At 36.4% G+C, this 25,411-nt stretch carries 30 protein-coding genes and 1 other annotated feature; of the genes, 13 read left to right on the top strand and 17 right to left on the bottom strand.

The window, feature by feature from the left end; translation table 11 throughout:
* The first annotated feature begins 84 nt into the window (after positions 1-84).
* Both hpaB and E2K98_RS25235 read left to right on the top strand, forming a co-directional pair.
* A complete protein-coding gene (gene hpaB, locus E2K98_RS25230) occupies positions 85-1,545 on the top strand; it encodes a 4-hydroxyphenylacetate 3-monooxygenase, oxygenase component (protein WP_133339129.1) in 1,461 nt (486 codons plus the stop codon).
* Between the two features lie 507 nt (positions 1,546-2,052).
* A complete protein-coding gene (locus tag E2K98_RS25235) occupies positions 2,053-2,250 on the top strand; it encodes a hypothetical protein (protein ID WP_133339131.1) in 198 nt (65 codons plus the stop codon).
* Positions 2,251-2,461: 211 nt separating this feature from the next.
* Here E2K98_RS25235 and E2K98_RS25240 read toward each other — a convergent pair whose 3' ends face one another.
* From E2K98_RS25240 to E2K98_RS25255, 4 genes are all read right to left on the bottom strand, one after another.
* Positions 2,462-2,671 carry a hypothetical protein gene (locus E2K98_RS25240; RefSeq protein WP_133339133.1) on the bottom strand — a complete coding sequence of 70 codons (210 nt, stop codon included), beginning with the start codon at positions 2,669-2,671 and terminating at the stop codon, positions 2,462-2,464.
* 100 nt (positions 2,672-2,771) lie between these two features.
* Positions 2,772-3,149, bottom strand: a complete 378-nt coding sequence (locus tag E2K98_RS25245; protein ID WP_208025421.1) for a hypothetical protein — start codon at positions 3,147-3,149, stop codon at positions 2,772-2,774.
* Between the two features lie 350 nt (positions 3,150-3,499).
* On the bottom strand, positions 3,500-4,111 hold the full coding sequence (locus E2K98_RS25250; protein ID WP_133339135.1) for an FMN-binding negative transcriptional regulator: 612 nt from the start codon (positions 4,109-4,111) through the stop codon (positions 3,500-3,502).
* A gap of 278 nt (positions 4,112-4,389) precedes the next feature.
* Positions 4,390-5,283, bottom strand: coding sequence for a C39 family peptidase (locus tag E2K98_RS25255; protein ID WP_133339137.1), 894 nt, complete (start codon positions 5,281-5,283; stop codon positions 4,390-4,392).
* Positions 5,284-5,669: 386 nt separating this feature from the next.
* On the opposite strand from E2K98_RS25255, the gene E2K98_RS25260 reads away from it, so the two are divergent.
* Both E2K98_RS25260 and E2K98_RS25265 read left to right on the top strand, forming a co-directional pair.
* Positions 5,670-5,789 (top strand): YjcZ family sporulation protein, encoded by a 120-nt coding sequence (locus tag E2K98_RS25260; protein WP_081810731.1) that lies wholly within the window; start codon positions 5,670-5,672, stop codon positions 5,787-5,789.
* 52 nt (positions 5,790-5,841) lie between these two features.
* On the top strand, positions 5,842-5,928 hold the full coding sequence (locus E2K98_RS25265) for a YjcZ family sporulation protein (RefSeq protein WP_133333238.1): 87 nt from the start codon (positions 5,842-5,844) through the stop codon (positions 5,926-5,928).
* A 172-nt stretch (positions 5,929-6,100) separates the two neighbouring features.
* Here the strand turns inward: E2K98_RS25265 and E2K98_RS25270 are convergent, their stop codons facing one another.
* Together E2K98_RS25270 and E2K98_RS25275 are read right to left on the bottom strand one after the other, a co-directional pair.
* Complete coding sequence (locus E2K98_RS25270) at positions 6,101-6,490, bottom strand: cupredoxin domain-containing protein (protein WP_133339139.1); 390 nt, start codon at positions 6,488-6,490, stop codon at positions 6,101-6,103.
* Positions 6,491-6,642: 152 nt separating this feature from the next.
* Positions 6,643-7,566 (bottom strand): glycoside hydrolase domain-containing protein, encoded by a 924-nt coding sequence (locus E2K98_RS25275; protein ID WP_133339141.1) that lies wholly within the window; start codon positions 7,564-7,566, stop codon positions 6,643-6,645.
* Between the two features lie 752 nt (positions 7,567-8,318).
* Between E2K98_RS25275 and E2K98_RS31240 the strand changes: the two genes are divergently transcribed.
* Positions 8,319-8,456 carry a hypothetical protein gene (locus E2K98_RS31240; protein ID WP_165976386.1) on the top strand — a complete coding sequence of 46 codons (138 nt, stop codon included), beginning with the start codon at positions 8,319-8,321 and terminating at the stop codon, positions 8,454-8,456.
* A gap of 450 nt (positions 8,457-8,906) precedes the next feature.
* Here E2K98_RS31240 and ycaC read toward each other — a convergent pair whose 3' ends face one another.
* Positions 8,907-9,551, bottom strand: coding sequence for an isochorismate family cysteine hydrolase YcaC (gene ycaC / locus E2K98_RS25280; protein WP_133339143.1), 645 nt, complete (start codon positions 9,549-9,551; stop codon positions 8,907-8,909).
* Between the two features lie 183 nt (positions 9,552-9,734).
* Positions 9,735-10,292: an NADPH-dependent FMN reductase gene (locus tag E2K98_RS25285; protein WP_133339145.1), complete on the bottom strand. Its 558-nt coding sequence runs from the start codon at positions 10,290-10,292 to the stop codon at positions 9,735-9,737.
* Positions 10,293-10,521: 229 nt separating this feature from the next.
* Here E2K98_RS25285 and E2K98_RS25290 point away from each other — a divergent pair, with 229 nt between their 5' ends.
* Positions 10,522-11,616 (top strand): low temperature requirement protein A, encoded by a 1,095-nt coding sequence (locus E2K98_RS25290; RefSeq protein WP_133339147.1) that lies wholly within the window; start codon positions 10,522-10,524, stop codon positions 11,614-11,616.
* Between the two features lie 108 nt (positions 11,617-11,724).
* Here the strand turns inward: E2K98_RS25290 and E2K98_RS25295 are convergent, their stop codons facing one another.
* Entirely contained in the window at positions 11,725-12,282 is a 558-nt protein-coding gene (locus E2K98_RS25295; RefSeq protein WP_133339149.1) for a pyridoxamine 5'-phosphate oxidase family protein, read from the bottom strand.
* A gap of 55 nt (positions 12,283-12,337) precedes the next feature.
* Positions 12,338-12,553, bottom strand: a binding site (T-box leader).
* A gap of 595 nt (positions 12,554-13,148) precedes the next feature.
* Here E2K98_RS25295 and E2K98_RS25300 point away from each other — a divergent pair.
* From E2K98_RS25300 to E2K98_RS25310, 3 genes are read left to right on the top strand one after another with little or no spacing between them, the layout of a single operon-like run.
* Positions 13,149-13,490, top strand: a complete 342-nt coding sequence (locus tag E2K98_RS25300; RefSeq protein ID WP_133339151.1) for a PadR family transcriptional regulator — start codon at positions 13,149-13,151, stop codon at positions 13,488-13,490.
* A complete protein-coding gene (locus E2K98_RS25305) occupies positions 13,483-13,965 on the top strand; it encodes a hypothetical protein (RefSeq protein WP_133339153.1) in 483 nt (160 codons plus the stop codon). Before E2K98_RS25300 ends, E2K98_RS25305 begins: the two co-directional genes overlap by 8 nt.
* On the top strand, positions 13,962-14,489 hold the full coding sequence (locus E2K98_RS25310) for a permease (protein WP_133339155.1): 528 nt from the start codon (positions 13,962-13,964) through the stop codon (positions 14,487-14,489). Before E2K98_RS25305 ends, E2K98_RS25310 begins: the two co-directional genes overlap by 4 nt.
* Before the next feature lie 519 nt (positions 14,490-15,008).
* On the opposite strand, the gene E2K98_RS25315 is transcribed toward E2K98_RS25310, so the two are convergent.
* The 4 genes from E2K98_RS25315 to E2K98_RS31495 form a co-directional block, all read right to left on the bottom strand.
* On the bottom strand, positions 15,009-16,007 hold the full coding sequence (locus E2K98_RS25315; protein WP_133339157.1) for a DUF3231 family protein: 999 nt from the start codon (positions 16,005-16,007) through the stop codon (positions 15,009-15,011).
* 477 nt (positions 16,008-16,484) lie between these two features.
* Positions 16,485-17,039 carry a GNAT family N-acetyltransferase gene (locus E2K98_RS25320; RefSeq protein WP_133339159.1) on the bottom strand — a complete coding sequence of 185 codons (555 nt, stop codon included), beginning with the start codon at positions 17,037-17,039 and terminating at the stop codon, positions 16,485-16,487.
* A 303-nt stretch (positions 17,040-17,342) separates the two neighbouring features.
* Complete coding sequence (locus E2K98_RS25325; RefSeq protein ID WP_133339161.1) at positions 17,343-17,780, bottom strand: VOC family protein; 438 nt, start codon at positions 17,778-17,780, stop codon at positions 17,343-17,345.
* Positions 17,781-17,979: 199 nt separating this feature from the next.
* Positions 17,980-18,267 (bottom strand): hypothetical protein, encoded by a 288-nt coding sequence (locus tag E2K98_RS31495; RefSeq protein ID WP_208025422.1) that lies wholly within the window; start codon positions 18,265-18,267, stop codon positions 17,980-17,982.
* Between the two features lie 160 nt (positions 18,268-18,427).
* Between E2K98_RS31495 and E2K98_RS25335 the strand changes: the two genes are divergently transcribed.
* From E2K98_RS25335 to E2K98_RS25345, 3 genes are all read left to right on the top strand, one after another.
* Positions 18,428-18,742, top strand: a complete 315-nt coding sequence (locus tag E2K98_RS25335) for a hypothetical protein (RefSeq protein WP_133339163.1) — start codon at positions 18,428-18,430, stop codon at positions 18,740-18,742.
* Between the two features lie 534 nt (positions 18,743-19,276).
* Positions 19,277-19,474, top strand: coding sequence for a hypothetical protein (locus tag E2K98_RS32250; RefSeq protein ID WP_165976387.1), 198 nt, complete (start codon positions 19,277-19,279; stop codon positions 19,472-19,474).
* 601 nt (positions 19,475-20,075) lie between these two features.
* Positions 20,076-20,489 (top strand): VOC family protein, encoded by a 414-nt coding sequence (locus tag E2K98_RS25345; RefSeq protein WP_165976388.1) that lies wholly within the window; start codon positions 20,076-20,078, stop codon positions 20,487-20,489.
* Between the two features lie 224 nt (positions 20,490-20,713).
* Here the strand turns inward: E2K98_RS25345 and E2K98_RS25350 are convergent, their stop codons facing one another.
* Positions 20,714-21,565 carry an aldo/keto reductase gene (locus E2K98_RS25350; protein ID WP_133339169.1) on the bottom strand — a complete coding sequence of 284 codons (852 nt, stop codon included), beginning with the start codon at positions 21,563-21,565 and terminating at the stop codon, positions 20,714-20,716.
* 27 nt (positions 21,566-21,592) lie between these two features.
* Positions 21,593-22,576, bottom strand: a complete 984-nt coding sequence (locus E2K98_RS25355; RefSeq protein WP_133339171.1) for an aldo/keto reductase — start codon at positions 22,574-22,576, stop codon at positions 21,593-21,595.
* A 185-nt stretch (positions 22,577-22,761) separates the two neighbouring features.
* Between E2K98_RS25355 and E2K98_RS25360 the strand changes: the two genes are divergently transcribed.
* The gene (locus E2K98_RS25360; protein ID WP_133339173.1) at positions 22,762-23,682 is read left to right on the top strand and encodes an AraC family transcriptional regulator; all 921 of its coding nucleotides are present in this window, start codon (positions 22,762-22,764) and stop codon (positions 23,680-23,682) included.
* Between the two features lie 502 nt (positions 23,683-24,184).
* Here E2K98_RS25360 and E2K98_RS25365 read toward each other — a convergent pair.
* Positions 24,185-24,412, bottom strand: a complete 228-nt coding sequence (locus E2K98_RS25365; protein ID WP_133339175.1) for a hypothetical protein — start codon at positions 24,410-24,412, stop codon at positions 24,185-24,187.
* A 187-nt stretch (positions 24,413-24,599) separates the two neighbouring features.
* The gene (locus E2K98_RS25370; RefSeq protein ID WP_133339177.1) at positions 24,600-25,166 is read right to left on the bottom strand and encodes a helicase; all 567 of its coding nucleotides are present in this window, start codon (positions 25,164-25,166) and stop codon (positions 24,600-24,602) included.
* Between the last annotated feature and the right edge of the window lie 245 nt (positions 25,167-25,411).

Genomic DNA, 25,411 nt, shown 5'->3' on the forward strand with positions numbered 1-25,411 from the left:
CCAATAGGAACAAGCCAGAAGGTTAGCCAATAAAATGATACTAGCTTAGCCAGTACTTCTTTAAACAAAAGGAGAATATTCAAGATGGGGACCATAGACGGAAATACTTTTATTCAACGATTAAATGGACTGAAAAATGAAATTTGGTTTGATGGAGTAAAAATTAAGGGGAATATCTCCGAACATCCTGCCTTTAAAGGAATTGTTGCAGCTAAGGCTTCCCTTTATGATTTGCAAAATCAACCAAGCATAAAAGATGAGATGACTTTCTATTTGCCAGAAAAAGAAGATCCTATTGGACTTTCCTATTTACAGCCTAAAACGAAAGAGGATTTAAAAAGAAGAAGAAAAATGATTGAACATTGGGCAAGACACACTCATGGAATGATGGGAAGAAGTCCTGATTATATGAATACTGTCGTTATGAGCTTTGCCTCATCTGCAACCCTTTTAAAGGAAAGAGAAAATTGCTTTCCTGAAAATATTCAATGTCTGTATAAAAGGGCTATGGAACACGACCTCTCGTTTACGCATACTTTTATAACTCCCCAGGTAAATCGTTCCCAAATCAATTTGGGATTTTCGAAGGAGCCAATCTCGGCTAAGGTGGTCGATCGAAATGAAAAAGGATTGGTGATAAAAGGTGCCCGCCTACTTGCCACTCAGGGTGGTTTAACGGATGAAGTATTGGTTTTTTCTGCTCCGAGAGCATTTTTTGATCCGAGCGAGGCGTTCGCCTTTTCTATTCCTTCTAATACAAAAGGATTAAAATTTATTTGCAGGGACTCTTTTGTCGGGGGAGAATCAACTTTTAACCATCCCTTAAGTTCAAGATATGAAGAAATGGATTCAATTGTGGTCTTTGAAAATGTTTTAGTTCCATGGGATAGGGTATTTTATTACGATAATGTAGATGCAGCTACTGACTTTCTCCTTCAAAGTTCTTTTTATCCATTCGCCTACCATCAAGTCGTAACCAGACAAATTGTAAAAACAGAATTTATTCTTGGAGTGGCACAACTCCTTGTCGAAACAATAAATGTAGGTGAGTATCAGCATGTTCAAGAAAAACTTTCTGAAATCATCATTGGACTTGAAACCATGAAAGCACTAGTGGAGAAGTCGGAAAATGATGCAGAATTGGATGAATGGGGATATATGCGTCCCAGTATGATCCCATTACAAGTAGCGAGTAACATTTTTCCGAGAATTTATCCCCGATTCACAGAAATTATCCAATTGATTGGAGCCAGTGGAATGGTTTCATTGCCAACGGAAAAAGCCTTTGATTCTGAAATTAGAGTTGAACTGGACCAATATCTTCAAGCGGATGGTATGAATGCCGAAGATCGAGTTAAACTCTTCCGATTAGCATGGGATCTGACGATGAGTTCATTTGGTACAAGGCAAACCCAATACGAAAGATATTTTTTTGGTGACCCCGTTCGTTTATCCAGTATTTTAAACCGAAACTATCTAAAAAATAAACATGTTGAAGAAATAAGCAAATTCTTAAATCTAAATTTAAAGAGTAGTAATCATTAAAACAAATATAAATTTTGGTATTAAATCTCCTAATTTTCTTATCCTGCTAAACTTCCCCCAAAAAAACTCCCGTTTTGTAATAAATTAATGTACCGTTTAGTGAAATAATAGGCGTTATAAGCTTCAAAGGGCATAAAATCCAAATAAACAGCTCTTGGCTTTTCGGATACACTCCAGAGTATGAATCAGTATAACTTGAGATGTATTTTTATTTAAGAATGTTGTACTATTAGTAATAAGATGGATAGAGCAGGAAAAAGGCCCTTTATCGGGCCTTTTTTTACTTTTTTCAGTACACAAAAAAACTGCTGATGAAGCTCGATGCTTATTTAACTAAGGCCCGATAGTTTAAGTGTAACCCCTCACAAAGTTGAGATGTAACAGGTAGTTTAAAAGGTATTTTCATTCATTCCTATATGTATTTCTGCATTAAACTTTATCCTTTGTGGATTTCTAAAATCGCACAGGAAAAATCAGCTTTACATAACATAGTTAGGAGGTGTGAAAATGCTTAGTATAAATACGTATGGAGGTCATCCTGCGCAATATTCTGGAACCACAGGCATACCAATGTTCTATGGACCGTGGGGAAATATTGTTCAACAAAATAGTCATGAATACTATATAACAGCTGGAGGTCATAAGTTTCCTGTCATCCCCAATCCCCATCTTCCTTATCCCTACGTTATCCCTTCTTATTTTTAAATATATAAAAAGCCTAAATAAGGCTAACCGTCCTTTGTAAATTGAAAGCTCATTCTACACCTCTTCTCTTTTATTTATTAGTTGGTGATTTCTTCATTTTTATTAGCCAGCCCCCCGGGGCAACATCCCGATTAAACCAAACCATCTGTCGAACAAGAAAAAGCGTCTCTACGTATTATAGAGGCGCTTCTTTTTAAATAAAATCCCATTCTTACTCGTACTCTTTAACAACAGCGATTTTAATTTTAGGTTGTGTTAAACTTGTCTGTTGATTTCCGTTCCAGGCACAAGCGGTCCGCAGACGTGCCGGGGGAGCCTCCTCGTCGCTTCGCTCCTGTGGAGACTCCCCTGCCCCGTACTCCGGCATCACACTGAATTGCTTCCTTGAATCCACCCACTCACGAAGAAAATGCGTTAGCATTTTCGAGGAGTCTTCGTGCCTTCCATTCCAATCAACAGGGTTAAAAAATCAACAATGTCCCTTAAAACAGCCTAATTTAAAAAAATGTTTAAATTGTAATTTAATGGTATGGATAGGGGTATGGGTATGGATATGGGTATGGATATGGATATGGATAGCCATATCCTGGAGCACCAAAACCAAGACCTGGATAAAAACCAAGACCTGAGCCTGGTCCGCCTAAACCAAGACCTGGAGCAAAACCAACACCAGAACCCGGCGCACCTATACCTGGACCGCCAAAACCAGGACCTGGACCAAAGCCAAGACCTGAGCCTGGTCCGCCTAAACCAAGACCTGGAGCAAAACCAACGCCAGAACCCGGCGCACCTATACCTGGACCACCAAAACCATGGCCATGACCATGACCTGGACCATGACCATGTCCTGGACCAATCCTCTCATATGTTGGACTATAAACATTATAATTAAGAATCACGTTCATCCTCCTCATTTAATTTACATTAGAGCATATGCAAATTGGGGATAAATTCCTGGGTATTCGTCCTGATTCTTAAAATATTATATGACAAAGGCGGATAGGGTAATTATTTAAGCTAGCCTTCCTAGTTAGCTTAAATACATTTCTTCACAATCTTCTTGACACAATTTAATATGCTTTTCCACAATCTGGCCCGAATAGCAAATAGATCAAGTACAGACGCACAGGAATGTATTAAGTCACCTGGGGCAATATCCAATCCAGTGACAATTCCATTTTTCTTACAACCTGTTATGGTTTTTTAGAAAATGTAAAAACACAACTGGACAAAGTTAAATAGCTCTACTTTATTTTTGTAAATTGTTCTTCATTAGAGAGGCTACCTGTATATTATCTTGTTGGGAAGTGTGTTCTAATTGTTTAATGATTAACTCTTGTCGGTCCACGGGATGATTTTGACTTAATTTTGCTTTTGCTTCAATTTTTGAAATCTTTATTCTGAATGCTACAATCCCTTTGCTCATTCCTTCGATATAACTGGAGTCTACATTGCTTAAATTATACGGACTATCCGTACTCTCATATTTTTTTACCAAGTCATTTAAAGAATCAAATATTACTTTAGGATCTTCAACAATCTCCATCTTTCCATATATATGAATAGACACATAATTCCAAGTTGGTACTGCCTTCATTGTTTCGTACCAAGAAGGTGAAATATAACAATGGGGACCTTGGAAAACCGCAAGGACCTGCTGGCCTTCAACATCTTTCCATTGCTCGTTTGCTCGTGCAAAATGGCCATATAAAGCATATTCATCTTTATTTAAGGTCAGTGGAAGATGGGTTGCGTATGGTTCTCCGTTGTGCTGAGAAAATAGAGTGGCAAAGCTGTACTTTTCGATAAAATCATAAATCATTTCTTCGTCATCTAGTTTAAAATGTTTAGGAATATACACGATTAGCTCCTCCTTAATTAAGCTTTGAAAACGATAGTTTCAATATAAGATATACTATAATGCAAACTGAACACATTTTGATTACAAAAATACAATTAATGAAAATATATCAATCGTAGGCTTATTTTTGTAATTGGTAGATTTTGGGCTTTAATATCTTCTCTTTCAATAAATACTCTCTTAATATAGCTCCAACTAACTCCCTCCCATTCGTCCATAAATAAAAAGAGATTCAAAATTTATGAATCTCTTTTTATAACACTATTCTTTTAAATTCATTATCGTACTACAACTGCAAATTTTAAAGCATTATAAGATCTTTCAAAAACACTTTTACTTACCCAATATTTATTGTTTGTGCTTTTACTGTTTGGATCTGCCACATAGTAACTGCCAGTACTTTTATTGTAACCAATCAATGTGACGACGTGCATATTGTCAACCATATTTACCTTTCCTGCACTTCCCATATCCCACTTAGCCCATGTTGGTTTGGCAAAATTTAAGGTAACGTATACAACTGCTGGATTTCCGTTATCTAGCTCTTGTTTTAATTGGGTAGTTGTATACCCTGTTCCATTCACAACTTTACTACTATATTTTCGACCAAAATTAGTTAAAGGTTTTGGGAAAATGGATTGGAATACACCATTTACATTTTTGTATGGGGTGCCTGCATATCCAAGATAGGGATTATTCTTGGTTCTGGGCATTTTATCAAGCAATGTTTTTAAACTTTGACTCGTATAACCTTTATATTTTAAAGCCATTAATAAACTAGCACCTTCGCAACCAAATGGGGCGTATGTCGGTGTTAATTGACTAACATACGGCACGTTTAACTTTACCGTTTTGACTGCCTGTGTGCTAACTTTTTTAAGATATTTTGAACTTGCGTACCCTATGTAACTCTTATATTTGACTTTATACCAATTGCCACTTTTTGAAATATACGTAACCGTTTTTCCTTTTGGCATGACTAGAACACGAGAATATTTTGTTCCTGGTCCTTTACGTAAATTCAAATTTACTGTTGTTTTATAGGTTGTAGTTGTAGCTGCTTCCACAGCAGATGCGCCGAAAACCTTAGAGCCTAAAACATTTGTATCGGCTAAAACACCACTCGTAAAAATTGCCGATGCGATGAAAGAGCTGGCTAATATTTTTTTCATAAAAATCCCCCTTTAAATCGTTTTACTAGCATAATTATCCATTATAACATGTTAGATTTCACCTATTATGGAATAAATGACTGGAGCAGAAATTTTTTAAGAACAGACCAAAAATTAATTCGTTATAAATCAGCACTTGTCCATTTCATTTCATTATCTTGTACATATAGTATATTACCGCCAGTATAAAACCAACATATTATATTACCTTCTTTCAATTAAAGAGCGTAGAGCGTTTGCCTATAATGGCATACGTTCTTTGCTTTTATAGGTATAGCGTATATTTTTCTATTTTAATATGATGTTTGTCCAAGCCACTTTTGTTTTATGAAATATTATACATAGTGAAAGTTCTATTTAAGATCTTCTAACAGGTGGTGATCATTATGTGCTTTGGATACGGTGGTTATGGCTATGGCGGTGGTTTTTACGGAGGCAGTACATTTGTTTTAATCGTAGTACTATTTATCCTTTTAATTATTGTTGGTACTGCTTTTGTTTATTAATGACCAATACACGTTCTAGTGTAAAGAATCATTCATGCTGGAGGTGTAATAAATGAGCGGACATGGAAATAATTTTGCGTTAATCGTTGTACTATTCATTCTCCTTATCATCGTTGGTGCATCCTTTATGTTCTACTAATAGTTGAGCAGGAAAAAGGCCCTCTATCGGGCCTTTTTTTGAATATTAATATTCGCATTCTTTAAAATAAAGCCCTCTTTTCAAAAGGGCTTTTTCCTTTGATTGCAGGACGCCAAGTTTGAACCATAAGACCCCGATTGGTTAACAAGCAAGGCCAGATTGGCCTTGTTTGTTAGTTGACTACTACTTTTCCAACCATCCCTTCCTGGAAATGGTACCGACATATCAGTTCGTATGTACCGGGCTTTTTCGGTGTTACGGTAATGGTTTTTTCTTTACCCGGCTGCACTTCGGCGTCAATTCCGAGCTTATCCACTGTGAAGGTATGTTCTTTCTTACCTTGGTTTTTCAAGACCAACGTTGTCGTACTTCCATTCGGAATCGTGATGGCTTTCGGATTAAAGAAATCGTCGTTCAATACGACCTCAATCGCTTTCACCGACTCAATTGGTTGAGTTACGGCACTGGATTCGGCAAATACACCGTGCGTGCCTAGAGTTGTCATAACCACAATCATAACAAGCAATACAAATAATTCTGTTACCCTTTTTTTCACAAACATTCGCAATCCCTCCTTTCTAAGCACTATTATCTTCGAATTCATAAAATATTATCACGATAAAATTGGTTCCACCGTGCTTCAACTAGTTACTACATTTTATTTGAAACAATGACCAAGAAAAAAGATTGACCCTAATGGCCAATCTTCCACTTCTATTCAATTCTAATTTTTTGTCCTGGTTGCAGTCTTTCAGGTTTAACTTCCGGATTCAAGCTATTTAGGGTGCCATGTTTCATTTTCAATCCCTTTTCAAGGTTCCAAAAAGTATCACCTTTTTTAATGATATACGTTTTAGGTTTTGATACAGAAGGAGCCTTTCCCTCTAACCTTAACCGCTGTCCTGCATAAATAACATTAGGATTTACAAGATGGTTTAACTTCGCAAGGTAATCAATTGATAATCCATATTTTTTACCAATTACCGAAAGATTTTCTCCAGCTTTTACAATGTGAATTGCTGGAATTTCATCTACCTTTAAAGATTTGGTTTTTGGTACTACAACTTCATCCCATGCGCCAGGATCCTTTTTAATATCATTCTTGTCTATAGCAATTCCGGCAACGGTGACCTCATTTTGATATTGGTGCATATGGATGTGATCGGCAACTTTTCCGTTGCTCCAAGCAAATGTCTGCCAGTAATAATCCACTTTATTTTTTACTGACATCATAACAGCATAAGAGCCATATAATCCAACTTTGTAGTTTTTTAATGTAGCATTTAAACCATCGACATAATCGAGAATTCCTTCCATATGGCAGGCTTTGGCATCGAAATCAACCGCAAAGTAAATGGCGCTTCCGGCAGGTTGCCCTACTAATGTTGCGAATATTTCCGCATCCTTTGCATCCGCGATTCCTTGGGCTTTCGTATGATAACCTGGAAAGTTTGCACTTTTTTGAGCAATACTAATTAACTTTAATCCTGCCTCTTGAATTACCTTTGCTTCAGCTGCATCAAATGTTTTCCAACTATTGCCGAGATATCGGGCCACGTAAGAAAAACCTAAATCATTTAAATTTCTTGCTGATGCAGCCGTTAATTTTGTAGCGCAATCAACCCCACTTCTCCTCATGACTTTTCCTCCCCTTTTCCGATTTTTTTCCTTCTTGAATTTCTTTGTGTTGTATTTTATTCCTATTAAGGTTCACACCCCCTCATATCCGGTTTCTTTTTTCATCAATTGGTACATTCCTCTTTCACTAGTTATATAAAGAAAAGTAACAAAAAGAGATAGGGTAGAATAACAAAGTTTTATTAAGTATCGAAATTGGGTGAACGATTGGATAAGGAAGGATTTTGTCTTTAAGGGGTTTTTTTAAAATTTTTTTGATGGGGAGTTTCTTTGGGTTAATTTCTGAAGTAATTTCTGGTATTGTCATAAAATTGCTATACATTTATTTAATGTTAATCTCACAAATGATTATTCTTTACCTTGTCAAGTCATGTTTGACCTATACCAATATCTTTAAAATCAATATGAATATTAAGTTGGCTTCTCTCTCCCTTTCATTATAAGCAATCATTCCAATTGCCATGTTATCAATGAACGCTAAATCTATTCGATACTGATAAAGAAAAATGTGATCTAAAAAATATATTCAAAGCTATGAATTTCTTTCAAACCAATAGCCCCTTCCTTACTTTCTAACCACGTTAGTTCAATAAAAAAAGATGGCTGCCGCAGCAACCCCTTTATTCCACTATAGCACCTGTTAGTTGAACAAGCACTTTTTGTTCTATTGCACCTTTTCATCGAAGTATTCATTACGAATAATAAATGTTTTTTTATACATACTATACTTATTGCTAAAAGGAGGTTCTGTTATGCGTGATAATACAAATTTGGCAGTTACTGTGTTTTTTTCACTTTTAGGCTTTGTAGCAACAATAATTTTTAGCAGCGTCATCATATCTCAAAATAACCAAATTAAATCAAAACTTGAAAATGCAAAACAAACGTGATTCCTTTCAAGAAAAACTTGAGAGGATTTTTTATGTCATAATATTCATTAAATGCGTCCTATTATTAACTAACCTCCCGTTACCACAGTAAAAAGTCTCCTGAAATAGCAGCTGGATCTTTAAGGATTGCACCCGTTAACCATCCATGAAGCGTAAAGAATGAAAATGTATTGATTCCGTCCATACTGTTTCTAAGGCTGGGAGAGGAAGGTCGATAAACTATAGTGCCGTAGAGCCCATCCGTTAGTCTGAATCCAACGATATTCTCCACTGTAAAGACGCACAGCTGGGCGAAGGGGAAAAAATCTAACCCGAAAAGAAATGTACGTTGATGCGAAGATTATTTTGATAAGCAAAGACGCACTTTTCCTTATTATTGGAAAGTGCGCTTTTCTTGAATAAGCCAGAAGCTTTATATTGGAAAAAGTGAGTTATAAACGAGACCCTATTCTAGTTAGCCTGCTTGCTGAAATCTCTCTGAGCTCCCCTATAGCTTCCAATAAGATTTTGATAACCAGGAAGATGATTAGAAATTAAAATCCCAAAACCTTCAACATCATTGCGCCAATCACGTTGTAATTCGCACGCTATGCTAAACCAGTTCAGAAGCTGTACTCCACCATGGGCCATACGCGTTAATGCAGCATCCGCTACTTGTTTACTGAATGTTCCAGAAGCATCAGTAGCAACAAATACCTCATAACCAGCGTTCACAGCGGAAAGCGCAGGAAATGCAACACAAACATCTGTTACTACCCCCGCAATGATCAGTTGTTTTTTTCCAGTTTCTTCGATTGCTTTGACAAAATCCTCATTATCCCATGCGTTAATTTGTCCAGGACGAGCTATTTTTGGCGCATGAGGAAAAAGTTCAACCAATTCTTGCATGAGTGGCCCATTAGGCCCTTTTTCAAAACTTGTTGTTAAAATAACTGGTAAATCAAAAAACTTAGCAGTGTTAGCTAGAGCCATAACATTGTTCTTGAATTCATCAACACCATAGTCACGCACAAGACCGGAGATAAGGCCGGTTTGATGATCAACTAAAAGAACAGCAGCGTCATCTTTATTAAGACGAGAATAGAAATCAGACATTTTATTGTCCTCCCTTTAATTAAGGTATAAGTAATCGAAGAAGATTCATAGATTGGAAAATAGATTTTAACTCCTTCGTTTGTTCCAATATTATTGAACGGATGATTGGAATTCGTTTCTAAAAAATCATAATGCGTTTGTAGTATTTTAATAAAAATGATTGAAAAGCTAGGACTTTATCAATTAATCTATAGCTGGAATGTGATCGATCCAATGAATAAATTGGTTTAAATATTTTTGAAGATAACGTTTTGTTTGTTCGTCTGTAAGGACTTTCTGATCAGGATCAATCTTTTTATGTACTTGGGAAATCAACACTTTTTGAAATGGAAGAACATGAACCTGCATGGCCTCTAGTACTTGTTTGATTTGCAATTGAGCAAAGGCAGTACCTAATCCCCCAGGAGTTGCACCAATTAAACCAACCGGTTTTCTGCTAAGAACAGCGGATTCCCGAGGTCTTGATGCCCAGTCCAATGCATTCTTTAATACGCCTGGAATCCCAGAATTGTACTCTGGACTTACAATAATGATACCCTCAACGTCCTGGATAGCAGATTTAAATGATGTCACTGTTTCTGGAACACTTATTTCTAGGTCTTCGTTGAACAAAGGCAGATCATTAATCTCGATCCAACGGAATTGATAGGAATCATCCAGCTCTGCTAATGATTGAGCAATGATTCGATTATAAGAGTTTTTTCGTAAACTACCACATATAAGGCCGATGGTCTTGGTCATACATTTCCTCCTCGTTTAAAATCACTTTCATGTTACCATAATATTCCAAAATAGAGGAAGTGACGTTATACCTAATTTTGTAAGATTATTAATTTAATGAAGTATTTATTACTTTGCACTCATTTCCCAAGATATAGAAAAATGGTCTATGTTAATTTTTATTTTCTCTTCCAATTACCATATATTCCTATCATACTAGTAACTATAAAGAATTGGAGGGAGTACATAAATGGAAGAAAAGAAAGTGACGTGGTTAGAACTCTTTTATGATTTGTTATTTGTGGCGGCGGTTGCGGCTGCGACGCATGTATTACTTCATGTTGAAGATGGTCATATCCATGCAGAGTATTTAGTAAAGTTTGTATTAATTTTTATTCCTATCTGGTGGGCTTGGGTAGGGCAAACCATATTTATTAACCGGTTTGGAAAAGATTTATTTCATCAACGTATCTTTTTAATTCTGCAAATGTTTTTTGTACTAATTATGACATCAAGTTTATCAGCTGATTTTGATCCTTATTATCTTTCTTTTTTAATTGGGTATATTGGCTTAAGAGCAGTGACTGCGATCCAATATCTTATTGTCCAGAGTGTAGAAACGGGAGTTCGAAAACAAGCAGCCCTCTTTTTGGGAAGGTATTTTTGGATTGGAATCGTCATTTCATTATTGTCCGTCTTTTTTGATTCCTGGGTTCGATATGCTGTGTTGTATACGGGAATCCTTATTGATATCTTTGTCCCGGTGCTTGGACGAAAATGCTTAGTAAAGGTTCCCACAAATACGGCTCACTTATTAGAGCGATTTGGTCTATTTACCATTATTCTCTTTGGGGAAGCTCTTATTAGTACACTTGCGGTCATTCAGCCTAGACAAGGAAACTGGGATTCAATAGGCTTTGCGATCATTTCATTTATCCTGATTATATCGATGTGGTGGCAATATTTCGATAACTTGGAGAAGAAACTCGACAAGTCTTTACAAACATCCGGCCAAATCATTATTTATGGTCATCTGTTTATTCTAATGTCTTTGAGCATGATTGCAGCATCTATCAGACTATTGTTTTTACGTGAGGTCCATTACCTATTTATCTTATTTTTTGTTTTTGGAGCTGTATTGCTCTATTTCCTGTCAACTACCTTTGTTTTCCATCAATATAGACATGTGCACCACCGATTAAAAATTTATCATTTAGGGTTATTTTTAGGAATTTTAGCTGTCTTTTTTATTATTAATTTGATTATTGTTGTACCAAATATTTTGATAATAGCAGAATTAACCTTGTTTTTTATTATTTTTACTAAACTAACAATTTCTAATTAAAAGCAACCGTTGACAAGAATAAAAAACGTTAAATTAATTCCCATCATTTTTTTGAACTAACCTGTGACGTTAGCTCAACAAGGATTATTACTATTTAACGTTATTAAGCTAGATAAACTTTTCCCCAATTGGTGTAACTATTCCATCCATACTAATAGAATTTTTCTTTTTACGATATTCTTCTAAGTCTTGTTCGCTTTTATTAGTAGCCCACTGTTGAAGAGTATCTCGTTCGCCATTGTATGAATAAAATGGAACACTATAGCCACAAGACGTTTTTACCGTTTCAATCTTTACATGAATTAATTGACGAGAACCAGGTAGGATGTCAAAGTGCTTAGCCATGTCATCCCATTCTGGTGAGTCAGGTAATACTACCTTACCTCTTCCATATAGACGTAAAATCATCGGGGGACCTTCAAAAGCTAAGAACATAAATGTAATTCTACCGTTATCTATTAAATGAGCACTTGTTTCATTTCCACTACCAGTTAAATCTAAATAAGCGACCTCATTTGGTGAGAATATCCTTAGTACATCATGACCTTTAGGGGAAATGTTAACATGTCCGTCTGTTGATAAAGGTGCTGAACCAACGAAAAAAATCCGTTGTTTTCTTATAAATTCTATATGTTTTGGAAGTATTGATGAATAAACTGTTCCCAAAATATATTCCTCCTCGCCTCACCAATTGTTTAAAATAAAAAGCCTACCATCTCACATAAGAGACGATAGGCTTTACCTACGTGGTACCACTCTTGTTGATTTGCTATTACAACAAATCCACTTTATAACTGATTACGGATGTCAACCGTTAAGACTTACATATCAGCCTTACCGCTCGTGGGCGAGTTGGGGACTTTATTGACTGTCTTTCACCAGCCGACAGCTCTCTCAACAATAAACATTCCTTAATACTCCCAGTCACAACGTTTGTAAATTTTGTAATTTTCTCAATTTTATTATGTATTATTAAAATGGTCAACCATATTTTTCTATTTCTTGTTCAACTAAAATGCTTCCGTTAGCAGAATAAGAGGACCGAATCGCCACAGCATCCCGCCTTTACATAACCGTTTATATCTTTTATATATTTTAAAACTAAGAAATCCCAAAGTTATCAGAATAAAAAATGCTGTATCAATGGCAGCAAGGTCTTCAATATAAGCACCGGTTAGTTTAAGTACAATCCTTCACATTATAATTTCTTATTAAATCAGTAAAAGACAATATTCTTAAACCATCAATATGATTTTGTCATTCTAAATTATAAGGGAGTTTATTTCATAGGTGATAACTATGGATTCCTCTTAAACAATATCCCCGCTTGTTCTGCCATCAAACGAGATGGAACTGAAATTCCATTATTAAGCTATCATACAACTAACCCTACGAAAACTAAAATAAAAAATTGAACAAAAAATTTTTAAAAAAGGACATACTATCAGTGACATATTACTGTTGATAACAGTATACTGTTATTAACAGTAAGTGTTGCCAAAAAAATTTTACATTAGGAGGTTATTTATTTCATGAAACATACAGGGAGACATACAGGTGCATTTCTTCTGCTGTTTTTAACAGAGGGAGATAGCTATGGAGGGAAACTCCTGCAGAAATGTGAAGAAGAGCTTCCCATCAATCCAATTGATAGTGCCATTCTTTATCGCACATTAAAAACATTAGAGAAAGAAGGTGCTGTTGAATCTTATTTGGACACATCTAATCAAGATAAGCTGATAAAAATGTACAAAATTACTACAGTTGGAAAAAGAAAATTAGACGATTTTCAAATAGATATAGAAGAAAAAATGAAGAACTTATCATTTTTCTTAAATAAATACAAAGAATGGAAGGGGCCAAATCATGATTAATGGTGCTATCCTTTACGCTATGGCCATTATTCTTCTTAGTATTTCTTTTATAAAAGATCGAAATAAAACAAGAGATTCTCTATTAAAGTCATGGAAAAGCTTTCGTAATATTATACCTGATATGTTATCAATTATGCTTTTCGTTGGGCTGTCACTATCTATATTAACTCCATCCTTAATTTCTTCAATCATTGGAGAAAAATCTGGATTGACAGGTATTGTTTATTCAGCATTAATTGGTTCTATTGCACTAGTTCCAAGCTTTGTTGTATTTCCTCTTGGACACACATTAGTCCAAAATGGTGCAGGACTCCCTCAAGTAGCTGTATTAATGTCTACATTAATGTCTGTCGGAATCACAACTTTACCTATGGAACAAAAGATATTTGGGCGAAGTTTTGCCTATTCTCGCAACGTATCTGCAGTGGTAATGTCTCTAATATTTTCATATATTATTTGGGTGGTGATGGGATGAATGAATTAAAAAGGTATCGTTTCTTTTTCATTTTATTATTTGTGCTCATTATCCTTACCTTTGTAAACCAATCGGTTGGATGGAGCGCATTTCAATTAACAGGAAAAAGCATTTTAGATATGCTGTTTCTACTCCCGCCTGTCTTAATATTCGTAGGTTTGCTTGACAAATGGGTGGAGAAAGAACAACTTATAAGATATATGGGAGAAAAATCCGGCATTTATGGCATTTTGTTCTCCCTATTATTAGGAGTAATTGCAGCTGGTCCCCTCTACGTAGCTTTTCCAATTGCGGCACTATTATTAAAAAAAGGAGCAAGCATACGCTATATTGTATTTTTTTTAGGAGTTTGGACAACTGCAAAATTACCGGTTATTGTATATGAATTTGCTTCATTTGGAGTTAAATTTACACTCATTCATATTTGTTTTGGATTGTTATTTTTCTATTTAATGGGTATTATTTTTGAGAAATTTTATAAGCATCCACAATTGTTAAAGTATGATATAACTAAAGACGTTTAGATTTAGATTGATAAATCTTTAATAACTCAATCCCAGATTATTTGTAGCTGCACCTACAACGGACTGTACAGCGAACAGCAAAAGATAGGACTCCTTTTAGAATCTTTCAGTACAATTTCTTTTGTACTTTCGTCAGGATCTCAGATAGATCAGTTAAGTGGAAACATTAGAAAAGAATTTTATAGAAAAAATTTTTAATAACGGATGGAAAAAAGACAACGGATTCCGCTGCCTTTTTCCATCCGTTAATTTAAGAACAATAATTCACAAACTTTGCTTACTGAGTGAAAAAATGGGTATAACGCCTCTACATTAATAATGATTTAGAATGGGCTAAAAAAACGGGCAGTTAAATAGGCTAAAAAGACTTCAAATACATATTTAAAAAGGCAAAAACTCACTATACATTTCTTAATATTTTTTTAAGTAGAATTCCCATTAAAACTAGCAGCTATTTCTCTTTTGGACATTTGTATAATTGCCATCGTATCTTCTTAATCTAAATTTATCCTGGGTCCTCTATTTCATTAACTGATCTCCGTCAGCTGCATGAGGCGGTCTTTCCAACCACGCATGCTTAATTTGGAGATTTAAACCGTCCTCTGCGTAGAGTCCAATTTCTCCTTGTAATCGAACATAATCAGCAGCAATGTCACGTCTTGGACTAGCAGAAAGTGCAGTTCCGTAGTTTCCCATACCAGCAGCTGTCATCATGGAAGTTTGATACAACATTAATTTATCGGAAAAAGGAGACTCCGTTATATCCTGAACTTGTGCATCCCAGGTTACAGGTGCAGGAAGGTCATTTTTATGTAAGTATTTAGTTAAAACTTCAATTTGTTTCTTTGCAATTTCTTTACCCCGTCTGAAATATTCTCGGACATCCTTAGACTTTGCAACTTGAGCAAATCCAGTGATCACTGCTGAACCCATATTGTTTGTTTGAATATTAGAGTAGAGGTGAGTAATCTCTGCTGCAGTCAGCGGTCTTTGTTCACCCCACCACCCCGCTAAGAAATGTTGTTTTTCAACCATGTCCACTTCTTGAAGATAGGGAATATAGGGAGACCTAACTTCTATTCCCTTGGAAAGAAGGACGTTCGTTGTATCATTAAATAATTCCATTGTAGAAGAGATACAAGACATAAAGTGTTCCCGAATATCATTGCGAAAGGTATGCGGCAAAATGGCACCGTATGTAACTAAAGCCCCTTTAATCATATTTTTAGTATAGAATAAAAAGAACTCATCAGAAAAAAGCCTTGGAGAATCCACATTAACATCGTTTTCAGTAAACCCAAGAGGGATAGCATGACCTTCTCCTTTAAATATTTTTGTAACAACTTGTACATGCTGTTGGGCCAAATCCAAAGCATGCTCTAGTACTTTTTTGATTTCCGCATCTTCGACTTTAGCTAAATAATACTTATAAACACATACAAACATAGAATCCGCTATATAATTTGCCCATAGAGCACCCACTTCAGATGAAGTTAAACGAATATGATGAGTTTCCATAAAAATACCTCCAGTTTTATAACTGCTGATATTATCCCCCTGTAAAAAATACTTTTAAAAATTTTTCCCGTTTTTTTCAATCAAAGTTAGAAAATCTTTGCCCATTTGGAGTTTTTTAATTTAAAATGAATGATCCTATAAATGTTTATCAATCTTTAATAAACTAAACTGCTGCCCCTTTAGTTAAACAACTATAATGATAATCTACTGTCAAAACTCCTGTTGTTCTTATCGCCTCGGTATTTTTTCACTCATAAATTGCCTTTGCTCCCGATGAATAAAGGCTATTTTTGATGAGTTTCTTGTATCATTAAAGTAATAAAGTTCAAGATTTTAAACCTAAAAAAGCCGATTCCCTAAATATTTAAGGAATCGGTATTTTTGGAATTGTTTTATTACATAATCGCGCCCTTCAATTGAATAAGAACGGACTATATTTTATTGACATCATGGTCAACAAAGATCTGCAGACGAACGCTAAGTTTCCATGTTTGTAATTTTGCCGAAAAGTAATGCATCATAATACTTATTCTCTATAAAATAGTGGTCCTTTAATCTTCCTTCTAACTCATATCTATTCTTTTCAAGTATCCGTGCAGAGCCAATATTGGCATGAACTACCATGGCATAGAGTTTATGAAGATTAAGGGATTTAAATGCAAAATCACTCATCAATGCAACCATCTCTGTGCCATATCCCTTACCCCAATATTGTTTATGTAACACATAACCAATTTCAGCTTTGTTGGCTTCTTTGTCAAAATTGAAAATCATGGCTGTCCCTATTATTGCTTGTGTTAATTTTTCAACAATGGAGGAATATAAATGAGTACCTACCGACTCACGGTTTAACATTACTTCAATGTGCTGATGAGATTCCTCTAAAGTATTCATCAAATTCCAGCCAATAAATCGTGAAACTTCTTGATCTGATGCAAAATGATGTATCTCTTGAACATCCTCTACCCTAAGGGCTTTGAAATAGATTTTTTCACCCTCCAATGAATGAAATAAATCAGCCTGTTTCTCCATTTTAACCTCCTTTAACCTCGTTTTATTAATGAACCTCTCCGATGGTAGCAAAAATGTCCCCAATTAAGGTTAATATCAATGCACTCCTCTTAGTACATCTTTTCAAATAATTTTCCTTATATATGTTTCAACTATTTCCTGGGAATCTGACCCTATAAAGCAAAAGTGGTCACATATTTATTCCCTATAAGTGCCCGATTGAGGAAGATCGCTTCAAATACCTTATTGAAGAAACGCACCTGATAGTTTAAGAAGAAATCTTTAAAGGCGGAAATCTAATTCATTTAAAGTCCAATTCAATATTCACCTGATTTTCTCCGCCAACTCTAAAATAATTCCCTCTGGACCACGAACGTAGCATAACTTATAACTATCTTCATATTGCTGTATCTCACTAAAGATTTCCGTGCCCTTCTTTTTCAATTTTGCAACAATAGCTTCAATATCTTCAACAGCAAAACAAATATGTCGGATACCCAGCGTATTTGCAAATGGTTGCTGAAAATCCTTTTCATCTGACGGCGTATAAAATTTAACTAGCTCTATCCATGCCTGACCATCTGGCATTCCCAATCCTACACATGCCGTTTTAACATCATTAAGCCCAACTATTCTGTCCAACAGTTCTCCATCCAATTCCCATTCCGCTTGCACTTCAAGTCCTAAATCAAGAAAAAACGCTTTAGCCTCTGAAAGATCATTTACGTTTATGCTCACATGATCTATTCTATTGACCCTCATCTCTCATACCTCCTATGTTCCTGTTATTTTCAATACCTATATTTGTGTTAGGTTTGTTTGGTATTCTATTTCGCTTAAAACAGAAAATATCCTTCTTCAACAAACCTGCCCCGTTATTTCAATAAGAAAATGCGATCCTTCGTTATTAAAGCATCGCCCCCTTTAGTTTAAGTATATTACTTCACAATGAAAGAAATCTTTAATTCTGGACTACCATCCCATTTTTGAATTTCATCTGCGGAAAACTTCCACCAGCTATCTCTGATTCTGGTATAGCTTCTTCAATTCTTTTGACATCACTTTCATTTAGATGCACATCAAGAGATTTCATTGATTCCTGAAGTTGATTTACTTTTCTGGCACAAATCGTCTCCTTAACTGGTATTCCTAGATCAATTCTTGCAGGCTGATACAGGTCGATATAGTCCACGCCTAAACGTTTAAGCGAATGTTTATCGAGTATAGATTCCAATGATATTATTGTCAACTTGGTCACTTATCTATATATTTTTCTCTAACTATCCTGCCCAGTTCGTCCAGTTAAAATGGGATCATTGCGGCAATCCAATTCTTTTGTGACAGACAATTTCGTTTTTCATATAATAAAAATGTGGAATGCTGATAAATTAATAGGCTGGTGGGCTGGTATGAGAATAAATTTATCACAGAATCAAATCGCTGAAATAAAACGAATAGTTCAAAAAGAACTTCTGTTAAAAGGAATCGAACCAACAGATGAATATCTATTTATTAACTGTTTTTCGAAAATACATAAGGAAACCGTCTATTATCATCTGTTAGAAGAAAATGATACGTTGATTATTCGCTGCTATGCACGCGTTTTTGATAACTTAGGTCTAAGCGAGATAATCAGAGACACAGCAAAAAATATATTTGAATATGTGGTAAAGCATACCGGATTACAAAACACAATCTATATAGAAAACGGGATAGAATTTTAATTTTAGGCTCTGTTAAATTTAATGTTGCAAAAAGGTCCAATTGATGAATAGCTATTGCAGATTGTTCAATTAAACTGCTAGTTAGTACTATAAGAAAAAGCCACCATGATGGCAGCTGGATTTTAATCTTTTGCACCATTTATTGTAAGTGCAATATTTCAACATCTGTTTTGTTTTGAGAAAAAAATAGACTATATCTAACTTTAGTTGAAATAAGATTATTTTGTTTTATTGGGCTTTATTCCTTCCCCACACAAGCTGGTTTGCATTCAATTACAAAATCTTATTAAACGCAAGTAAAGGATTGAATTTGTCTTAGGCTAATACCGTAATTAACCCATCTCTGTCCAGTCCAGCGATACCCTGAAACAGAGTTTCGACCAATAAATGTTGGATAGAACCAAAATTGCTCACGACCTCTAAGCCATACATACGTGTATCTGTGTAAACAACGGATCATGCTGCCTGGGTCTACTGCGTATGCTCCTGCTTGGTGCATTTGTTGAGGAACAACTGATGGCGGTGGCGATGTTGGTGGTCCAGCTTCTGGATCATGATGACCGTGTGGTGGTCCAGGCGGAGCATGATGACCAGGTGGTGGTGCAGTTGGAGGCTGAGACACGCCAAATTGTCTTGAATCAATGGGCGAATAGTAATCTGTTTGGAATGGAGATGAAGATAGATAAGCATCTTGACTATATGGAATGTTATAGTACAGATGTAAATGACTAGTATTCATAAAATGCACTCCTTAATGTTTATTTTCAAATCATCATATTCATTGGTTATTAACCTATAAACTTGTTTCAGCAAAATGTGTTTTTACCTATAAATCATATTTGGGCTTTATGACTGTGGAACAATTGAAGTAAATATATTTTTGTGCTGAGGTTAGAATCTTAATATGTTTTTAGCTTAATAAACCTAATCTTGTACCCTTGTCAAGGGCTGTTCCACAAACCTGCCATTTGGCGGAACAAGCAAAAGGCGCCGCAGCGACCTTGTATTAAACATAAGCGTCCGTTTGTTTAAGTACCATATTTCACAATAACGACACATGAGTACATCAGCTCTAAATGTGGAGAAATAAATTCTCAATTTTTTCTAGTAGGATTAATCTCCTCATCTATAATCCCAAGTGACTTACGCATCCCATACACCGAAGACAGCGAAGAGTAGAAATAGAGTCCATAAATTATAATAATTGTAAATATTTACAAATAATAGTTTGTAATAAAATCGATTGTATAGGCATTCATATGCCTTTCGTTTATACTGAATTATAAAATATCTTTCAAGACCAACAACCAAAATGAAAAAGGGAGATTATTCAATGAAGCTCGATATCTACGTCAACTATCAAGGAGTTTGCGAACAGGCTTTTCAGTTCTATGAACAGCATCTCGGAGGAAGAATAACATCAATGATGGCTTTCAAACAACTGCCAGATACTACGAACGTTCCGGAAGGTAGGGAAAACGACATTTTGCATGCCACCATCGAGATTGGGGACACCATTCTAAGGGGAGCCGACATCCCCAAGGCAGAGCCTATGCGGAGTGTCTATCTGACACTCAGGGTTTACAGTGCAGAAGAGGCGGAGAGACTTTATACCTTGCTTTCTGAAGGAGGAGAAATCTTTATGCCCATGGAAGAAACATTTTTCGCTTTGCGTTTTGCTCAGCTGAGAGACAGGTTTGGAACGTCATGGATGCTCCTTTGTGAGCGTCAGTACATAGAAGGCTAGACTATTCAGATGAAGTCCACATCATTCGCTTCTTTGGTTACCTCACCCGTTCAACATAATATCGGCTGCTTGTCCTTGAGCAGCCGAATGTTCTTTAAGAAATGCACCCGGTAGTTTAAGTGTAATCCTTCACGATATAAAAGTTATTAAATTGTTATCCATAAAAAAAGCCGATGTTCACTTGTGAAGGAAATCGACTTTTTGTTGTGCTATAGAAAATAAAATTATATATCTAGTTTACGGGTTCCAATCCATTTCACCATTTCAGGGTCCCTGTGTGAAAAGAATAAGCTCTCTTTTGTATCTAAAGTAGCAATTTGGTCCATATCTTCTTGGCTTAATTCAAAGTCAAAGATGTTGAAGTTTTCCACGATTCTTTCTTTACGGACAGATTTTGGAATCGCAACAACTCCTCTTTGTGTCAACCAACGTAAAACCACCTGAGCAACAGATTTATTATACTTTTCTCCTATGGAAACCAAAATTTCATTCTGGAACATGTTGTTTTTTCCTTCGGCAAATGGCCCCCAAGACTCTATTTGTACATTGTTCTCTTTCATAAAGGCATGACTTTCAATCTGCTGATTGAATACATGTGTTTCGACTTGGTTAACCGCTGGAACAACTTCATTATGGATAATCAAATCAATAAGGCGGTCTGAATGGAAGTTACTTACTCCAATTGCCCTGACTTTTCCTTCACGGTACAGTTCCTCCATGGCACGCCAAGAACCGTGTACATCACCAAATGGCTGATGGATTAGGTATAAATCCAGATAATCCAATTGCAGCCTTTCCAGTGATTTTTCTAATGCTTTCTTTGTGTTTTCATAACCAGTATCCTGAACCCAAAGTTTTGTTGTAATGAACAATTCCTCTCTTGGGACACCGCTCCGCTTGATTGCTCTTCCGACTGCTTCTTCATTTAGATAAGATGCTGCAGTATCGATCAGACGATAACCCGTCATAATCGCATCGTAAAGGGCCTGCTCACATTCATTTTCATCCTGAATCTGAAAAACCCCAAAGCCCAGGATTGGCATCTCTACACCATTATTTAACGTTACTTTTTGCATATAAAATCCTCCTGTGTTTATCGTAAATTATTTTCCTACCCTATTTGCATATTCAGCTGGATAGCGATCTCCTGAGATCTCAATTTTCGATAAGGCATCATTTAAATCCTTGAGTTCTTCACGACTCAGTTCAATATCAGCAGCCCCAAGGTTTTCTTCGAGACGCTCCAACTTCCGCGTGCCTGGAATCGGAACAATCCACGGCTTCTGTGCTAGAACCCACGCAAGTGCGATTTGAGCGGGTGTTGCATCTTTTTCAACAGCAAACTTGTTTATCAAATCAACCAATACCTGATTTGCCTCGATATTCTCAGGTTTGAAGCGTGGAACAATGCTGCGGAAATCTGAACTGCCGAACCTTGCATCCTTTTTAATTGTGCCGGTAAGGAATCCCTTGCCCAACGGACTGAAAGGAACAAAGCCGATTCCCAGCTCTTCAAGGGTAGGCAACAAGTCGTCTTCAGGGCTTCTCCACATCATTGAGTATTCACTTTGAACGGCAGTCAGCGGATGAACCGAGTGTGCACGGCGAATCGTTTCCACTCCTGCTTCAGAAAGTCCCCAATGCTTAATCTTCCCTTCCTTGATTAGGTCTTGTATTACTCCTGCTACCTCTTCAATTGGAACACTTGGGTCCACCCGATGCTGATAGTAAAGATCAATGGTATCGACCTTAAGGCGTTTAAGCGAGCCTTCGATTGACTGCCTAATACGTTCAGGCTTACTATCGAGCATCTGCTTGCCATTTATCATCTGGATGCCAAATTTGGTCGCGATAACAACTTTTCCCTTAAGAGGAGCAAGGGCATCCCCTACCAATTCCTCATTGACAAACAGACCATATACTTCGGCAGTATCGAAGAAAGTAACACCCCGGTCTAGAGCCTTATGAATAAGCGCAATCATCTCTTGCTTGTCCGATGCAGGTCCGTACCCATGGCTCATGCCCATGCAACCAAGTCCAATGGAGGAAACCTCCAATTCAGTCTTTCCTAATTTACGCTTTTTCATGGTGATTCAACTCCTTACAGTCAAGATGTATAGAAAACTTTTAACTCCCTTATTATGCAATAAAAGAACAGGAAACCCTTATATAATTCCTATCAAATCATTGCCTAATCCTCTCACACCACTAACACTTCGGAGGAATATGTATTAATATGGAACTATAAAAAACAGAGACACAGGAGGTTTTTATGTCCAAACAAATCGACAAACAGCGTTCGGAACTCACCCAACTTATTGAGAGGCACACAGGTAAGGACGGGGCTCATGAGACTGCAATATCTTCTTTATCATTCTCTCGGTTCTCTGATGTTACAGGTCCAGCTTACGGAGTTTACATGCCCTCTTTATGCATAATCGTTCAAGGCAAAAAGGAGGTTTTACTGGCACAGGAGACCTATGTGTACGGTCCTGCAGATTACCTTGTTGCATCCGTGAACTTGCCAATTACCGGTATAGTTACGGAAGCTTCTTCTGAAAATCCGTATTTGGCACTCAAACTTGAATTTACGCCAAACCAAATATTGGAGGTATTACAGGATTCACATCTTCCAGTTAACCCAAAAGAAAATGCCAGAAGAGGCATGTATGTAAGCCAAATCGAGGATTCTTTGTTGGACGCTGTAACCAGATTAGTACATTTGCTGGAGACTCCTTACGATATACCGGTTCTTGCACCTCTTATCACAAAGGAAATTATCTATAGGGTTTTACAGGGGCAGCATGGAGTTACATTAGGGCAAATAGGGCTAGAAGGAAGTTCAGCTCATCTAATTGGGGTTGTGATTGAACATATCATGAAAAACTATGACCAATCTTTTCGGATTGAGGACCTTGCAGAAATTGCGAACATGAGTGTTTCTTCCTTTCATAGGCACTTTAAAGAGGTAACAGCAATGAGCCCTATTCAGTTTCAAAAACAACTAAGACTACAGGAAGCTCGTCGCCTGTTATTATCCGAGTCAACTGATGCCACCGATGCTGCATTCCGAGTAGGCTACGAAAGTCCATCTCAATTCAGCAGAGAATATTCTAGGATGTTTGGTCTACCGCCAAAAGAGGATATTAAGCGATTGAAAGAAACCTATGAGCAGCAAATTATAAACCCATAAACCCCTTCCTTATGATCGGGGTTTTTTGTGGAGAAATAAGAAAATAATTTGGAAAGAGCATCAAAGGAAAAGTTGGTGTAACCAACAGATTATGAATAATTAAACTTAAACCAACTTTAAACTTAAACTCTTTGTTAAATCTCCCCCAAACTTTCCTATATTCTTTGTCATTTAATTTTTGTCTCAATTTCTTAAACACACCCTTTACTTCAAGAAGGCTTCAATTATAAATTTCATTTTTAATCCAAATAGGGAGATTTAAATTCTTCCATGTATAATCCAGTCTCTTCGATTTTTTGACGAGCTGTAGGAGAATCTATACTTGCTCCAATATACATATAATAATCGTATCCGAAGTGAACAAAAAACCTGTCTTTGTAACTTAATTTGCACCAAATAACTTCCCGTAAGCTTAATTTTGCTAACTCTATAATCTCCCGCGCACTGACGGATTTACCCACCCAAATGTTTGACAAAAAAGGAACAGCGCTTTGGTTCTTCTTTACTTCATCAGAGCATATTTCAAGTCATCTAGATAAAGCTTTTTATAGCCCGTTTCATTCATAAACCTAGTGATGGAATTTAAGTAGTTTGATTCAGTTTTTAAATATTCTTCTTCACTAACCTTTTTTCCTACCTCAGAAAAACTTGTCCATTCTTCAAGGTCCAGATAAGAGCCTTCTTCCTCTCTCTTTTTCGGGTTATATTTTGTTATTCTCCAAGAAAACAAGTGGTTACACCCCTGCTTTATTTTATTATGAGCGAATTTTTGAGATTTTGAGATAATTTTTTATTCAATTAACCTGTCACTATAGTGTAATAAAAAATGCTGTTTAAAATGACAGCTTGAACTACAACTCTCCCCCCCATTAATTGAATAAGAACCGTGACATTTATTCCACATTCGCGCCCGTTGATTAATAAGGAATTTTTTTCTTCAAATTTTCGTTTTGACAAAAAACAAAGTGATCATCTGGCTCCAAGACGTGCAGATCATCAGCAATGTATCCACGCAACCACAGCGCACCTTCAATTCGTCTCAGATAGAAACCCTTCGGAAAGTCGACGTCTTTGGATAGTATCTCAGATGCTATTGTAACGGAGCCATACGGAGCTCGATGTCGCCAAGAAGGTTTCCCCGAATGACCTTCGGGTTGATCCAGATACTCCAATCTTAAGTGGGGTCCTAGCTCAAGGGGGCATAATTTTAAGCCAACCTGGTTCGCTTTTTCAAAAAGCTGGGGTATAGTAGTTCCTTCTGGAAAGCCAAGATCACGAACTTTGGGCTCAACAGCCCTTACACTGTATATCGTATCTGAAATAGTAAACTTATCATCAGCGAATAGCCTCTCTCCAAGCTTATTCATCAAAATAGAATGTTGTTGCAATTTTTGAAGAAGCTGTGATTTCGTAAGACCGCCAACCTCAACCGTTCTGATAAGAGTTGGACAGTCGGGGTATATTTTATCTCTTCCAACATTCATTTAAAGTCACTCCTTACGAATTGGTTTTATAAGTTTATGCTGAAATCTGTTTCGATTGCTGAAGAAATGAAAATCTGGATTCTTCCACACCCCTGACCCTTTAGTCATAATGAACGAAACGGCTCCCATCGCTTAACGTAGGTTGCACTTGGTCATAATGTTACTACCCAAAAATAAACCAAGTGTAGAGCTACACACGAAAAGGAGCCGTTTAATATGAAGGATGTACAAAAATTTGTTGGTTT

It is taken from the genome of Bacillus salipaludis (assembly GCF_004358205.1).